This window comes from Sulfitobacter sp. EE-36, from assembly GCF_000152605.1.
GTDB classification, from domain to species: Bacteria; Pseudomonadota; Alphaproteobacteria; order Rhodobacterales; family Rhodobacteraceae; genus Sulfitobacter; species Sulfitobacter pontiacus.
In genome coordinates, this window is sequence record NZ_CH959310.1 from 105,108 (window position 1) to 119,579 (window position 14,472).

The following is a 14,472-nucleotide window of genomic DNA, read 5'->3' on the forward strand; positions in this document are numbered from 1 at the left end:
GCGGACTGCATCGGGGGCTTTTTCGTGTCAGTCGGTCGGGCGGTTTAGTGACCGCCAAGAATGCCGGTACGGACCTGATAGTTCGCCGCGATCTCGTAATCGGGATCATCGTCGCTATCGATCATCAGATGCCCGGCCTTCTTCAGCAAACGGTGACAATCGCGGCTGAGGTGGCGCAGCTGGATGCGCTTGCCCGCGCCTTCGTATTTCGCGGCAATCGTCTCGATCGCTTGCAGGGCGGATTGGTCCACAACGCGGCTGTCCTCGAAATCGACGATCACCTCGCTGGGGTCGGCCTTGACGTTAAAGAGCTCGGCGAAACCTTCGGACGATCCAAAGAACAGCGGCCCCTGAATCTGATAGACCTTGGCCCCTTCGGGTGTGGTGTATGTCTTGGCGTGGATGCGACGCGCATTGTTCCACGCATAGGCCAGCGCCGACACGATCACACCGACGACCACCGCGACCGCAAGGTCTTCGTAGACGGTGACGACGGTGACCAGCAGGATCACGAAGGCATCGGTCAGGGGCACTTTGCGCAGGATCCCAAAGGAGTTCCACGCGAAGGTGCCGATCACGACCATGAACATCACCCCGACCAGCGCTGCCAGCGGGATCTGTTCGATCAGCGGTGCGCCGACCAGAATGAACAGCAGCAAAAAGACCGCAGCCGCAATCCCCGCAACCCGCGTGCGCCCGCCGGATTTCACGTTGATCATGGACTGACCGATCATGGCGCAGCCGCCCATACCGCCGAAGAAGCCGGTCACCGTATTGGCCACGCCCTGCGCGATACATTCCTGGCTGGCCCCGCCGCGGGTGTTGGTCAGGTCGCTGACAAGGTTCAACGTCAGCAGCGATTCAATCAGGCCGATGGCCGCAAGGATCACCGCGTAGGGCAGGATGATATACAGCGTCTCGAGCGTGAAGGGTGCCAAGGCGGTGCCGTACAGGCCGACACCTTCGCCAAACGGCATGTGGAAGGTCGGAAAGCCGCCCTCGATCGAGGCCAGATCGCCGACCCGTGGCACATCCATGCCCGTCGCGATCACCAGAATGGCGATGATGCCGATGCCTGCCAGCGGTGCGGGGATCAGCTTGGTGATGCGCGGCATGACCCAGATGATCGCCATCGTCGCGGCTACCAGCGCCAGCATCAGGTAAAGCGGCCCACCCGAAAGCCATTCGCCACCCGACATGCCGTGACCTGTATCAACCATCGTGCCCGGCACTTTGAACTGGCCCATCTGGGCAAGGAAGATCACGATGGCCAGACCGTTCACAAACCCTAGCATAACAGGGTGCGGCACCAGCCGCATGAACTTGCCCCATTGCATGACACCCGCGAAAATCTGGATCAGCCCCATGAGCACGACCGTGGCGAACAGATATTCAACCCCGTGCTGCGCAACCAATGCGACCATCACAACCGCCAAAGCCCCTGTCGCCCCCGAGATCATCCCCGGACGCCCGCCGATCAACGCGGTGATCAACCCCACGAGGAAGGCCGCATAGAGACCCACCAACGGGTGGACCCCCGCGACAAAGGCAAAGGCAACCGCTTCGGGCACAAGGGCCAGGGCGACGGTCAGCCCCGACAGCAATTCGATGCGCAGCCGCGACGGAGAGAACCCCTCTCCGGGCATCCATCTTAGGTCGGTCACATCAAGATTTTTGGTAAAACTACGGAACGTGGTACGCGCCATCGGGCATCCTTCGGGTCAAATCGCATCAATAAGTCGGAAAGGTCTTTGCGGCCTCCTAGCTGAAACGTGAACAAAATGGAAGGCACGCGACGGCGCGGGCCGGATTTGAGGCTTTCCCTACGGGCCAAGCTTGATACTCTGCCCGCAACTCAATCCAAGGGCGACTTCATGACTCAGACGAAAATTGCCGTGATCGGCGGCTCCGGCATCTATGACATCAACGGGCTGGAGGGGGCCGAATGGCTTACCGTGGAAAGCCCTTGGGGCCCGCCATCCGATGCGATCCTGACCGGCACGCTGGACGGGGTAGAGATGGCCTTTCTGCCGCGCCACGGGCGCGGACATGTGCATGCGCCCTCTACCGTTCCCTACCGCGCCAATATTGATGCGCTGAAACGGCTCGGCTGCACGGATGTGATCAGCGTCTCGGCCTGCGGGTCGTTCCGCGATGAAATGGCACCGGGGGATTTCGTGATCGTGGACCAGTTCATCGACCGCACCATCGCGCGGGAGAAATCTTTCTTCGGCACCGGCTGCGTGGCCCATGTCAGCGTGGCGCACCCTACCTGCCCGCGTTTGGGCGACGCCTGCGAAACCGCTGCGCGCGACGCGGGCATCAACGTGCACCGCGGCGGCACCTACCTTGCGATGGAGGGGCCGCAGTTCAGCACATTGGCGGAATCCAAGATGTACCGCGAAAGCTGGGGCGCGGATGTGATCGGCATGACCAATATGCCCGAAGCGAAATTGGCCCGCGAGGCAGAGCTTTGCTATGCCTCGGTCGCGATGATCACGGATTACGACAGCTGGCATCCGGACCACGGCGAGGTCGATGTGACCAAGATCATCGAGACCTTGATGGGCAATGCCGACAAGGGCCGTCAACTGGTCGCGCGCCTGCCCAAACTGCTAGGAGCCGACCGCGTCCCCTGCCCGCATGGCTGCGACCGCGCGTTGGAATATGCGATCATGACCCAGCCAGAAATGCGCGACGCGGCACTGGTGGCCAAGCTGGATGCCGTCGCAGGTCGGGTGCTTTAGGGCGCGCTGCAAACGCTGACGCAGCGCCCTTTGCAGGGGCTGTGGCAGGTGAGTTTATTTGGCAAAATGAAGCGGGGCCTTGCGGTTTTGACGTGATGTCCCGCGGGGCCGCGCTGTTGAAGATGCTTGCTGACGGGGGGCGGGTCGCTTAACGCTGTGGCGCGGTTGTTGCGCTGGTGTGGCGACCGACCAAAGCCCAACGACCGGAGCACTGCATGAAACAGGTTCAAGATTACATCCGTACCATTGTCGATTTCCCCCACGAAGGGATCATGTTTCGCGATGTGACCACGCTTTTCGCCGACCCGCGCGGGTTCCGTATGGCCATCGACCAGATGCTGCACCCCTATGCCGGCATCGACATCGACAAGGTCGTCGGGCTTGAGGCGCGCGGCTTTATTCTGGGTGGCGCGATCGCGCATCAGCTGTCCGTCGGCTTTGTACCTATTCGCAAGAAGGGCAAGCTGCCCGGACGCACCATCTCTCAGGATTACAAGCTGGAATACGGCGAGGCGATTGTGGAGCTGCACGACGACGCGATCAAACCCGGTGAGAAGGTGTTGGTTGTCGACGATCTACTGGCCACCGGTGGCACCGCCGAGGCGGGGATCAAGCTGATCCAGCGTTTGGGCGGCGAGATCGTGTCCTGCGCCTTTATCATCGACCTGCCGGAACTTGGCGGGCGCAAGCGGCTGGAAGCGATGGGGATGGAGGTCAACGCGCTCTGTGCCTTTGAAGGCGCGTAAACCGCATTGCCGAGACTTTATTCCGGCGCGGGGAACATCGCGCCGGGGTTCATGATCCCGTTCGGGTCCAGCGCCGCCTTGATCGCGCGCAACGCAGAGAGCTTCGCAGGATCGCTATAACGTTCGAGGTCTTTGACCTTGAGCCGCCCGATCCCGTGCTCCGCACTGACAGAGCCGCCGAGTTCGTGCACCAGATCATGGATCGCCGTCTTGATGGGCAAGCGATCCTCCAGATGATCCTCGCGGCTTCGGCCCTGCACCGGGAAAACATTGTAGTGCAGGTTGCCGTCGCCCACATGGCCGAAACAATTGATCCTGAAATCGCCCAGCGCGCCGATCTTTTCCCCCGCGCGGATGATAAATTCGGGCAGCGCGCCCAAGGGGACCGAGATATCGTGGCTGGAGATCGACCCGATCTGGCGGTTGGCGTGGGGCATCATCTCGCGGACGGCCCAGAAATCTTCGGACTGCTGCTGACTTTGCGCGATAAGCCCGTCTGTCACCAGCTCCGCCTCGAAGGCGGCGGCAAACAGTGTCTCGAGCGCCGCCATCGGTTCCAGATCACCGCTGAGGCCCAATTCGATGAGCACGCTCCATTCTGGCGGGGTGTCGAAGGGCTGGCGGAGTTCGGGCATCTTTTCGGTGAGAAAATCCAGCCCGACGCCGTTCATGATCTCGAACGCGCTGATCATCTCGCCCAACTGACTGCGCGCGAGCGACAGCAGCTTCAGCGCCGCCGCCGGAGAGTTCACGACCAGCAGCGCGGTCCCCGTCTTGGCGGGCCGCGGGAAGAGTTTGAGCGCAGCGGCGGTGATGACGCCAAGCGTGCCCTCGGCGCCAACCAGCAGGTGACGCAGATCATAGCCGGTGTTGTTTTTGCGCAGCCGTGTCAGGCCGTTCCAGATCTGGCCATCGGGCAGCACGGCCTCTAGCCCCAGACAGAGATCGCGGGCGTTGCCGTAGCGCAGCACGCCGGTGCCACCCGCATTTGTCGCCAGATTACCCCCAATGCGGGCAGAGCCCTGAGCCGCGAGGGTCAGGGGAAACAAGCGATCCGCCGCCTCGGCGGCGTCTTGCACGTCAGACAGGATCATCCCTGCTTCGGCCACCAGCACGTTTTCATCAGGGTAGACTGCGCGAAGTTTGTTCATGCGTTCCAGCGACAGGATCAGCGGGGCGGGGCCAGAGTCTGCCACTTGGCCGCCCACAAGTCCGGTACCTCCGCCATAGGGGATCACGCCGACCCGTGCTGCATTGGCATGGCGGATCAGTATCGCGACCTCTTCGACCGTGCGTGGCAGGGCCAGCACGGCCGATTTTCCGGCATACAGCCCGCGGGGTTCTTCCAGATAGCGGGGTTCGACCGCGCGGAAGACGTCGGGCGACAGATCGGCACGCAGCGCGGCCTCGAATGCGGGATCGGCGGGGTTCAATGTCATGGCCTATTGATCGCGCCAAGCGGGGCGGGATGCAAGCGGCTTTGGTCTTCGCTAGTGCAGGATCGGCGGCTTTGACGGGTCAGAGCCGGGGGCCTCCATCCGCGGGGTTTTTTCCAGCGGGTCCATCTGGGGCAGATCAAAACGCAGCCCGACTTTCGACAGTTTTTCAACCGTCGGATCAGAGGGCGCGAAGAAGCCCACATCCATCGCCCCCGCATCGATACCCGAGAATGTCAGCGCCTCGGAAGCGGCACGAACCAGCGCGTCTTGCGCGCGCGGGATGGCCCCGACAAAGCCCAGCAGATGCCCGCGCCCGCCGCCGGTATATTCAACCCCGACCAGCCACGCCCCTGCCGCCATGCCTGTGGCGGTCGCCAGCTTGGCATCAATTGCGGCAATCAGCGTTTCGGGCAGGCCCTTGGGCGGCAGAACACGGTCGATGCGCGCCTCGACCTCTCCGGCTTCATGGGCGAGTGTATCGCGCAGCCAAGCCACGGCGCTGTCGGGCAGCAGGATCGCCGAAGGGGCGACATCCAGGTTCACCGCCATGCCAAGCGGTTGGCCATCCAGCATCCCCGCAATCGCGCGCCCCGACAGCGCCACATAGGGCGCGGGCTGCCCGACATAGGCCGCAAGCCGTTCGATCCGGTCAAAGACCAGCACATAGGCGTCTTCAAGCAGGACAGGGCTGACCTGATCGGCGTCCGGTTCGGCTTCGAGCAGCAGGAAAAGCTCCACATCGGCCATGCGTTCATAGAACCGCAGGCGAGCAGCGTCATCGCTTTCATCGGCCATCATGGCGGCATGGGCGATGTCCAGGGGCGTCGCTTCAGTCATCCAGTACATTCCTTACAGCAGCGCGGAGCCGGGGAAGCACGTCCTCCTCGAACCACGGATTTTTCTTGAGCCAACCGGTATTGCGCCACGAGGGATGAGGCAAGGCAAAGACGCCCTTCGGGTGGTTTTGCCAATCGGCGACGGCGCGGGTGACTGTGGTGAACCCGGGCAGGTGATAGCGCATGGCATAGGCCCCGATCAACACGGTCAGCCGGACATCAGGCACGGTATCCAGCGCCCGGGCCCGCCATGTTTTCGCACAGATCGGCGGCGGCGGCAGATCGCTGCCCTTGGCGTCATAGCCCGGAAAGCAAAAGGCCATGGGGATGATCGCCACGCGGTTGCGGTCATAAAAGGTCGTCTCGTCCACGCCCAGCCAGTCGCGCAGCCGTTTGCCCGAGGCATCCCAGAAGGGGGTGTTTGCCTCATGCACTTTCAACCCCGGTGCCTGCGAGGCGATCAGCAGCCGCGCGCCCGGTTGGAACCAGACCACCGGATTGGGCCGGTGCCCCGTCGCCGTAGCCGCAAAGCGGTCGGCGCAGAGGGTGCATTGGCTGAGCTCGGGGCGGATGTCGGTCATGGGGGTAGACCTAAGCGGTGGCGCGCCGGTTTCAAAGGGGGCGGTGACGCGGTGGCGCTCAGCAATCATTTCGAGAAATTTCGAAATGAGCTTGACGCGGCCAATCATTTCTATATTTCTAAAAACATGAAAATGAACCCCGCCTCCCCCCATGACCTTGCCTTGGCCGCTGCGCGCTTTGCCGCGCTCGGGTCAGAGCAACGTTTGCAAGTTCTCCGTTTGCTGGTGCGCGCAGGCCCTGACGGGCTGACCATCGGCACGCTGGGTGATCGCGCGGGCATCACCGGGTCGACGCTGACCCATCATCTGAAACTGCTTGTAGCCGCGGGGCTGGTGCGCCAGCAGCGGCAGGGGCGCAGCACCATCTGCGCGGCGGTATCCCATGACGCGGTACAGGATCTGTCCGAGTTCCTGATGACAGAGTGTTGCGCCGACGCCGCGGTACCTTGCCCTGATCATCCCCACGGTTAACACCACAGATAGCGAAAGTCCCCCCATGTCACACGGTCATCACCATCACGTCGATCCCGACAGTGGCGACGGCAAGATTGCCCTCGCGGTGGCGATCAACCTCGGCCTCACGGTCGCGCAGGTCATCGGCGGGATCGTCGCGGGCAGCCTGTCGCTGATCGCCGATGCGCTGCATAACTTCAGCGACGCCATCGCGCTGATCATCGCCTTTGCCGCACGCAAGATCGCCCGCCGTCCAGCCAATGCAGATATGACCTTTGGCTACGGCCGGATCGAGGCGGTCGCGGCGCTGATCAACTATACCACGTTGATCGTGATCGGCCTGTATCTGGTCTATGAGGCCGCGATGCGCTTTGCCAATCCCGAACCCGTGGCGGGCTGGATCGTGGTGATCGTCGCCGGCTTCGCCTTGCTGGTGGATCTGGGCACCGCCGCGTTGACCTTTCGCGCATCGAAATCCAGCGTGAACATCCGCGCGGCCTTTCTGCACAATGTGGCCGATGCCTTGGGGTCGGTTGCCGTGATCGTGGCGGGGACGCTGATGATCCTGTTCGGCTGGGCTTGGGTGGACCCATTAGCCACGCTGCTGATTGCCGGATACATCCTTTGGCAATCCGCGACCGAACTGCCGCAGGTGGCGCGAATCCTGATGCTTGCCTCGCCCGATGCGCTGCGCACCGAAGACGTGATCGCGGCGCTGCGCGACCAGCCCGGTGTTGCAGACGTTCATCACGTGCACCTGTGGCTGATGGAGGAACACGGCGCGGCCTTTGACGCCCATATCGTCGCCGCACAAGGCACCGACCCAAGCGCCCTGCGCCAAGCCTTGAAATCCTATCTGAAGTCCGAGTTCGATCTGAACCACGTCACGCTGGAGCTTGAGACCCAGGATGCCCATTGCCACGACGCCAAGGTGATCGGTCACTAACACCCGCACCCCTCGACCTTTCGTATAGCGCGCCCTGCAAACCATCGCCGATGGCACTGCCTTCGGGCGCGTGGGTCGTTTTGGCTCCTTGTAAATTCGGCCTCAACTACGACATAATATAGTCAAAATAGAGGGCTAGACACCGCCCAAGGCTCGGGAAACAGGGCGCGACATACCCGCAACAGCACCAATCGGAGCAGGCATGCTGGAATTCGACAACGTCTCCAAGTCCTTTTGGACTGGCACGCAACACAAGGTCATTCTCGACCATGTGTCATTTCGTGTGGATTTGGGGCATTCCCTTGGCATCCTCGCCCCGAACGGCACCGGCAAGACGACCCTTATTAATATGATGGCGGGGCTGGAAAAGCCGGACGAAGGTGAAATCAGACGCGGCTGCAACATCAGCTTCCCGCTGGGGTTCATGGGCGGTGTCGTCAACAAGGTTTCCGCGGTAGAGAATGCCCGCTATATTGCCCGTCTCTATGGGCTGGACCCTGACTACGTCGAAAGCTTTTGTCGCTGGCTGTGTGGGTTGGGGGAATATTTTGACCAGCCCGTCGGGACATATTCGGCCGGGATGAAATCACGGTTTTCGTTTTCACTGCTGCTTGCGCTTGATTTCGACATCTATTTGATCGACGAAGGCATGCCGAGCACCACAGATGTGGAGTTCAACCGCAAGGCGGGCGAAATTCTGCAAGAACGGCTGCGCACGACGACGATCATCATCGTTTCGCACCAAGCCGAGACGTTGGAACAATTCGCGCGGTCCGCTGCTGTCTTGCTTGGCGGAAAGCTACATATCTTCGACACCTTGGAAGAGGCCAAACAGCTTTATGACTACGAAACCCAAGGCTAGAAAATTCCGCATCAAACGTGCGACCCCTGCTGCGGCCCCAAAAGGAACCGACGCGGTCGAACGTGATGCCCCCGCGGCAGCCCCGCCAAAGCCGCAGGCCCCCGACGCGCCACGCGCTGCGGCTGCATCACGCGGCGAAGCACCGAGAGCTGCAGCGCCCAGCCACGCTGCCGCAGCCTCCGCTGCGCGCCCGACCCCGCCCTCCGACGCCCGCAGCGGCGAGGTGTCATCAGCGACCGAAGTCAGCGGAGAGCAGGACATCGACGCGATCCGCCGCGAAGGGCTGACCGGCCGCCAATTGCGCATGGCCCGTCGCGTGGCGCAAAAACACGGGCTTGCCCCGACCTCTGACTTCGATGCGGTGCGGTTGCTGCGCGCCGAAGGGATCGATCCGTTCCAACGCTCCAACATGCTGGAACTGGTCGTTCCTCAGGACAAGCAATCCACCGGCACGGCATTGCAGAAAGGGCGCATCCAGCTTCCCCAGACCGTCCCTGCCGGGGGGCGCAACCTGCCCTCGACCGACGTTAATCCGATGGAACGCCGCATGCGCGAGATCTCGGACATCCAGCGTGACATCACCAAGCGCCGCCGTCGCAAGATGGGGCTGCTTATGGTGCGTCTGGCGTTCTTTGTCGGGCTACCCACAATCATGGGCGGGTATTATTTCTACAACATCGCCACGCCGATGTATGCGACAGACAGCCAGTTCCTGATTATCCAGAACGAAGGCACAGGCGGGCTTGGCCCCCTTGGCGGGCTGCTGCCGACGCAATTTGCCAACTCTGCCGATAGTATCGCGACACAAAGCTACCTCCAGTCAAAAGACGCGATGCTGCGGCTGGACCGTGATGTCGGCTTTATGAAGCATTTCTCGGACCCGGCCATCGACCCGATCCAGCGGATGAACCCTGACGCGTCGAACGAGGAAGCGTATAAACACTATAAGGACAACGTTAAAATCGGATACGATCCGACCGAAGGCATGATCCGGATGGAGGTGATTGCCGCCGATCCCGAGGTCGCGAAAGACTTTTCCGAACACCTGCTGGAATATGCCGAAGAACGCGTGAACGCCCTGTCGCAGCAAAAGCGCGAAGACGGCATGCGCGACGCCCGCGAAGCCTATGAGCAGACGGTCGCCAAGCGCCGCGAGGCGCAGGAAGCGCTGATTAAATTGCAGGTCGACAACGGGGTGGACCCGCAGGCGGTGATCGCATCGATCCGCGGTCAGATCACCAATTATGAAACCTTGCTGCTGGAAAAAGAGCTTGAACTTGCCGCCCTGCTCGACAACCCGCGCCCGAACCGCGCCAAGGTGGACGGTGCCCAAGGCGACGTGCGCCGGCTTAGCGCGCAGCTAGACAAGCTGAACGAACGCATGAACAGCGCGACCGAGGGCACCAACTCGCTTGCACAACAAGCGGTCAGCTTGCAACTGGCGCAGGCCGATCTGGCAGCGGCGGATGCCGCCTTGCAGGCGTCCCAGACCCAGATGGAACAAGCCCGAACAGAGGCCAGCCGTCAGGTCCGATATCTGACCGTCGCGGTGCGTCCGGTGGCGTCGCAAAGCGCCTCATACCCACGCAAGTTCGAGAACACGATTTTGACATTCCTGATCTTTGCGGGCATCTACCTCATGCTATCGCTGACCTCCTCCATTCTGAAAGAACAGGTAACAAAATGACCCAAGTCACCGTTGGAAATGTCGTCATCGGGAATGATCGCCCGCTGACGGTGATCGCAGGCCCCTGCCAGCTGGAAAGCGAAACCCACGCACAGATGATCGCCGGCCAGATGAAAGAGGCATGCGATGCCGTGGGCGCCCAGTTCGTGTTCAAGGCGAGCTATGACAAGGCCAACCGCACCTCCCTTGGCGGTAAACGCGGGCTTGGCATCGACGAAGGTCTGGCTGTGCTGCAATCGGTGGGCAAATCCATCGGCGTGCCCGTCCTGACCGACGTGCATACCGAAGCGCAATGCGCCATCGCGGCCGAGGCTGTCGACATCCTGCAAATCCCCGCCTTCCTGTGCCGCCAGACCGATATGCTGCTGGCCGCGGGCAATACGGGCAAGGTTGTGAACGTCAAAAAGGGTCAGTTTCTGGCCCCGTGGGATATGCCCAATGTCGTCGCCAAGATCGAATCCACCGGCAACAAGCGTATCCTGCTGACCGAACGCGGCACCTCCTTTGGCTACAACACGCTGGTCGCTGACATGCGCAGCCTGCCGCAGATGGCGCAAACCGGATACCCTGTAGTGATGGACGCGACCCATTCAGTCCAGCAGCCCGGCGGGCAAGGTGGTTCCAGCGGCGGACAGCGCGAGTTCGCCCCCGTCATGGCGCGCGCAGCGGTCGCGATTGGCGTAGGCGCGGTATTCATTGAAACCCACGAAGACCCGGACAACGCACCGTCGGACGGGCCGAACATGATCTATCTGGATCAGATGCCTGCGCTGGTTGCGTCGTTGATGAAATTCGACGCGCTGGCCAAGGAATACCCCCTCACCTTCTAAGGGGCCATCCTGCCAATACTAGACCTTCGCGGCGTTTCCGAATGCCGCGATCAGCCCCGCGTCCTTTACACCCGGCGCGCTTTCCACACCGGAAGAGACATCTACCTGCCGTGCGCCGGTCATACGGGCGGCCTGAGCCACATTGTCGGGGGTCAGCCCCCCTGCCAGCATCCACGGCTTGTCCCATGTGCGATCTGCGATCAGACGCCAGTCAAAGGACAATCCATTGCCACCGGGCAGCGCTGCCCCTTGGGGCGGTTTCGCGTCGATCAGGATCTGGTCTGCCACGGCCATATAGGCATCAATCTGTGGCAGGTCATCTGCATCGGCCACACCGACCGCCTTCATCACCGGCAGCCCATAGCGCGCCTTGACCTCGGCGACACGCTTGGGCGTTTCCTTGCCGTGTAGCTGCAGCATATCAATAGGCACAGCGGCCGTCAGCGCATCCAGAAAGGCGTCATCCGCGTTGACCGTCAGCGCGACCTTACACAGCCCCATTGGCACCTCTATGGCCAGTTCAGCGGCTTGATCAATCGTGACGTGCCGGGGGGATTTTTCAAAGAAAACAAAGCCGACATAGCGCGCACCGGCCGCAGCGGCCGCCGCAATATCCTGCGTGCTGCGCAAGCCGCAGAATTTCACGTGCAAATTTTGGGTCATCGGATATTTCCTGCGCTAAGGGGCATAGGCCCGCTTAGCTTGCTTGATCCAGCAGCGCCAGAACCTCGTCCTGGTCCTGATACTTCTCGCCCTTCAGGCGTGCGACTTCACGTTCCAGCCGGCGCATTTCGCGGGCCTGACGTGCGGCTTCGGCACGCTGGCCGTATTCGCGGATCCATTCCCAGACGAAACCCACCAGCAAACCGGCGATGATGCTGCCCAGAATAACAAGGAACAGCGGCACCTGAATTTCAGGGTTCAACGCGAACCAGCCCGATACCTCGGTCGGTAGCAACTTCAGCGACACCATAGACCGGTTGGCCAAGGCAACCGCGATCAGTGCAATGGCGAAGATTGCGATGCAGAGGTAGCGAACATAACGCATTAGGAATTCCCGTTTAAACGATCTCTAAGCAGTTTACCGGTCTTGAAGAACGGCACGTGCTTTTCTTCTACATGAACCGTTTCCCCAGTGCGAGGGTTCCGGCCCACACGGGCGTCACGTTTTTTCACTGAAAAGGCACCAAAGCCGCGCAGCTCTACCCGATCACCGTCGGACATCGCACCGGTGATCTCTTCGAAGATGGTATTTACGATCCGTTCCACGTCGCGCTGATAGAGATGGGGATTGTCGTCGGCAATCTTCTGGATCAGTTCTGACCGGATCATTTAACGTCCTCCGAGGTGCGCAATTAATGTCTTAACTAGATGGGACTATAGCAAACCAAACGCGTTCGTGAAGTCATGCATATTTCTATTATTGCGATTAAGCAGCGGGAAGTCGCTGTTTTCCAGTCATTTTTTAGCCACATTTCACACAACCACCCGGAATAGCGCTGCCAGCCGCCCTTCCTTGCCCCTCGCCACAGATTGCGATTCGCAACGAAAAAGGGCCCCGCAGTCTGCACTGCGAGGCCCCTGATCTGTGCAACAAGCGCTAAGGCTTATTCGTCGCCTTTCAGAGCGGCACCCAGGATATCACCCAAGGATGCGCCGGAGTCAGAGGAGCCATACTGCTCGACTGCTTCTTTCTCTTCTGCGATTTCACGTGCTTTGATCGACACGCCCAGACGGTGCGCTTTCGCGTCAACGTTGGTGATGCGTACGTCAACCTTGTCACCAACCGAGAAACGCTCGGGGCGTTGTTCGGCACGGTCACGCGACAGATCGGAGCGACGGATGAAGGCTTTCATGCCTTCGTATTCGACTTCGATGCCACCGTCTTCGATGGAGGTCACGGTCACAGTCACAACGGAACCGCGCTTCACGCCGCCCACTGCTTCTGCGAACTTGTCGCCGCCCACACCTTTGATCGACAGGCTGATGCGTTCTTTTTCCACGTCAACTTCGGAAACAACGGCCTGAACCGTGTCACCTTTGCGGTAGTCCTGGATCGCTTCTTCGCCGCGCTGGTCCCAGCTCAGGTCCGACAGGTGAACCATGCCGTCGATGTCGCCTGGCAGGCCAACAAACAGACCGAATTCGGTGATGTTTTTGACTTCGCCTTCAACTTCGGTGCCTTCTGGGTGTGTTTCAGCAAACACTTCCCATGGGTTGCGCATGGTCTGTTTCAGACCAAGGGAAACGCGACGCTTGGCGCCATCGATTTCCAGAACCATGACTTCGACTTCTTGGCTGGTGGAAACGATCTTGCCGGGGTGTACGTTCTTCTTTGTCCAGGACATTTCGGAAACGTGAACCAGACCTTCAACGCCTGGCTCCAGCTCAACAAATGCACCGTAATCGGTGATGTTGGTGACACGGCCAGTGTGCGTGGATTCCAGCGGGTACTTGGCTTGAACCAGATCCCATGGATCTTCTTGCAGCTGTTTCATACCCAAGGAGATGCGGTGCGTCTCTTTGTTGATCTTGATGACCTGAACCTTGATGGTTTCGCCGATCGACAGGATCTCGGATGGGTGGTTCACACGGCGCCATGCCATGTCTGTGACGTGCAGCAGGCCGTCAACACCGCCCAGATCAACGAAGGCACCGTATTCGGTGATGTTCTTGACCACACCGTCAACTTCCTGACCTTCGGTCAGGTTGCCGATCACTTCGGCACGCTGTTCGGCACGGGATTCTTCAAGGATTGCACGACGCGAAACAACGATGTTGCCACGACGACGGTCCATTTTCAGAACTTGGAACGGCTGCTTCAGACCCATCAGAGGGCCGGCATCGCGCACGGGGCGCACGTCAACTTGGGAACCGGGAAGGAAGGCAACTGCGCCGCCCAGATCAACGGTAAAGCCACCTTTAACGCGGCCAAAGATCGCGCCTTCAACGCGCTCTTCTGCGGCATAGGCTTTTTCCAGACGGTCCCAGGCTTCTTCGCGACGGGCCATCTCGCGCGAGATGACAGCTTCGCCACGGGAGTTTTCTACCTGACGCAGGAATACTTCGACTTCGTCGCCGACTTCCACTTTGGGTGCTTCGCCAGGCTCGGCAAATTCTTTCAGTTCAACGCGGCCTTCCATCTTGTAGCCTACGTCGATAATAGCTTGGCCCGCTTCGATCGCGATAACCTTGCCTTTGACAACAGAGCCCTCTTCGGGCGTGTCCATTTCAAAGCTTTCTTCCAAAAGTGCTTCGAAGTCTTCCATTGAGTTCATAGCCATGTAGCTTGATTTTCCTTTAGCATTTGGTTTCTGGCCGCGCGGTTGTCTCCGCCGGTCTGTG

General features: G+C 60.6%; 15 protein-coding genes. 7 read left to right on the forward strand and 8 right to left on the reverse strand.

Translation table 11 applies throughout. The annotated features are described in order from the left end of the window. Window positions 1-44 precede the first annotated feature (44 nt). Window positions 45-1,706, reverse strand: a complete 1,662-nt coding sequence (locus EE36_RS03015; protein WP_005849385.1) for a SulP family inorganic anion transporter — start codon at window positions 1,704-1,706, stop codon at window positions 45-47. Window positions 1,707-1,874: 168 nt separating this feature from the next. On the opposite strand from EE36_RS03015, the gene EE36_RS03020 reads away from it, so the two are divergent. Together EE36_RS03020 and EE36_RS03025 are read left to right on the forward strand one after the other, a co-directional pair. Then, on the forward strand, window positions 1,875-2,747 hold the full coding sequence (locus EE36_RS03020) for an S-methyl-5'-thioadenosine phosphorylase (RefSeq protein WP_005849388.1): 873 nt from the start codon (window positions 1,875-1,877) through the stop codon (window positions 2,745-2,747). A 215-nt stretch (window positions 2,748-2,962) separates the two neighbouring features. Beyond that, window positions 2,963-3,493: an adenine phosphoribosyltransferase gene (locus EE36_RS03025; RefSeq protein ID WP_005849390.1), complete on the forward strand. Its 531-nt coding sequence runs from the start codon at window positions 2,963-2,965 to the stop codon at window positions 3,491-3,493. Between the two features lie 17 nt (window positions 3,494-3,510). Here EE36_RS03025 and EE36_RS03030 read toward each other — a convergent pair whose 3' ends face one another. Genes EE36_RS03030 through EE36_RS03040 form a run of 3 tightly spaced genes read right to left on the reverse strand, consistent with a single transcriptional unit; the run spans window position 3,511 to window position 6,349 of the window. Beyond that, window positions 3,511-4,932: an FAD-binding oxidoreductase gene (locus EE36_RS03030; RefSeq protein WP_005849392.1), complete on the reverse strand. Its 1,422-nt coding sequence runs from the start codon at window positions 4,930-4,932 to the stop codon at window positions 3,511-3,513. A gap of 51 nt (window positions 4,933-4,983) precedes the next feature. Further along, window positions 4,984-5,769, reverse strand: a complete 786-nt coding sequence (locus tag EE36_RS03035; protein ID WP_005849394.1) for an SseB family protein — start codon at window positions 5,767-5,769, stop codon at window positions 4,984-4,986. Next, complete coding sequence (locus EE36_RS03040) at window positions 5,762-6,349, reverse strand: uracil-DNA glycosylase family protein (RefSeq protein ID WP_198005481.1); 588 nt, start codon at window positions 6,347-6,349, stop codon at window positions 5,762-5,764. The genes EE36_RS03035 and EE36_RS03040 overlap by 8 nt, the downstream gene beginning before the upstream one ends. A gap of 126 nt (window positions 6,350-6,475) precedes the next feature. Between EE36_RS03040 and EE36_RS03045 the strand changes: the two genes are divergently transcribed. The 5 genes from EE36_RS03045 to kdsA all read left to right on the forward strand — a co-directional run bounded on the left by EE36_RS03045 (window position 6,476) and on the right by kdsA (window position 11,127). Next, entirely contained in the window at window positions 6,476-6,820 is a 345-nt protein-coding gene (locus EE36_RS03045) for a helix-turn-helix transcriptional regulator (RefSeq protein WP_005849397.1), read from the forward strand. 25 nt (window positions 6,821-6,845) lie between these two features. Further along, window positions 6,846-7,748 carry a cation diffusion facilitator family transporter gene (locus tag EE36_RS03050; RefSeq protein ID WP_005849399.1) on the forward strand — a complete coding sequence of 301 codons (903 nt, stop codon included), beginning with the start codon at window positions 6,846-6,848 and terminating at the stop codon, window positions 7,746-7,748. 202 nt (window positions 7,749-7,950) lie between these two features. Then, the gene (locus EE36_RS03055) at window positions 7,951-8,610 is read left to right on the forward strand and encodes an ABC transporter ATP-binding protein (RefSeq protein WP_005849402.1); all 660 of its coding nucleotides are present in this window, start codon (window positions 7,951-7,953) and stop codon (window positions 8,608-8,610) included. Continuing rightward, window positions 8,588-10,297, forward strand: a complete 1,710-nt coding sequence (locus tag EE36_RS03060; RefSeq protein ID WP_005849403.1) for a capsule polysaccharide transporter — start codon at window positions 8,588-8,590, stop codon at window positions 10,295-10,297. Before EE36_RS03055 ends, EE36_RS03060 begins: the two co-directional genes overlap by 23 nt. After that, window positions 10,294-11,127, forward strand: coding sequence for a 3-deoxy-8-phosphooctulonate synthase (gene kdsA / locus EE36_RS03065; protein WP_005849405.1), 834 nt, complete (start codon window positions 10,294-10,296; stop codon window positions 11,125-11,127). Before EE36_RS03060 ends, kdsA begins: the two co-directional genes overlap by 4 nt. An 18-nt stretch (window positions 11,128-11,145) precedes the next feature. Here kdsA and EE36_RS03070 read toward each other — a convergent pair whose 3' ends face one another. The 4 genes from EE36_RS03070 to rpsA form a co-directional block, all read right to left on the reverse strand. Next, window positions 11,146-11,790 carry a phosphoribosylanthranilate isomerase gene (locus EE36_RS03070; protein WP_005849407.1) on the reverse strand — a complete coding sequence of 215 codons (645 nt, stop codon included), beginning with the start codon at window positions 11,788-11,790 and terminating at the stop codon, window positions 11,146-11,148. A gap of 34 nt (window positions 11,791-11,824) precedes the next feature. Then, entirely contained in the window at window positions 11,825-12,175 is a 351-nt protein-coding gene (locus EE36_RS03075) for a LapA family protein (RefSeq protein ID WP_005849409.1), read from the reverse strand. After that, a complete protein-coding gene (gene ihfB, locus EE36_RS03080; RefSeq protein WP_005849411.1) occupies window positions 12,175-12,459 on the reverse strand; it encodes an integration host factor subunit beta in 285 nt (94 codons plus the stop codon). Before ihfB ends, EE36_RS03075 begins: the two co-directional genes overlap by 1 nt. A gap of 275 nt (window positions 12,460-12,734) precedes the next feature. Next, on the reverse strand, window positions 12,735-14,411 hold the full coding sequence (gene rpsA, locus EE36_RS03085; protein WP_235183804.1) for a 30S ribosomal protein S1: 1,677 nt from the start codon (window positions 14,409-14,411) through the stop codon (window positions 12,735-12,737). Between the last annotated feature and the right edge of the window lie 61 nt (window positions 14,412-14,472).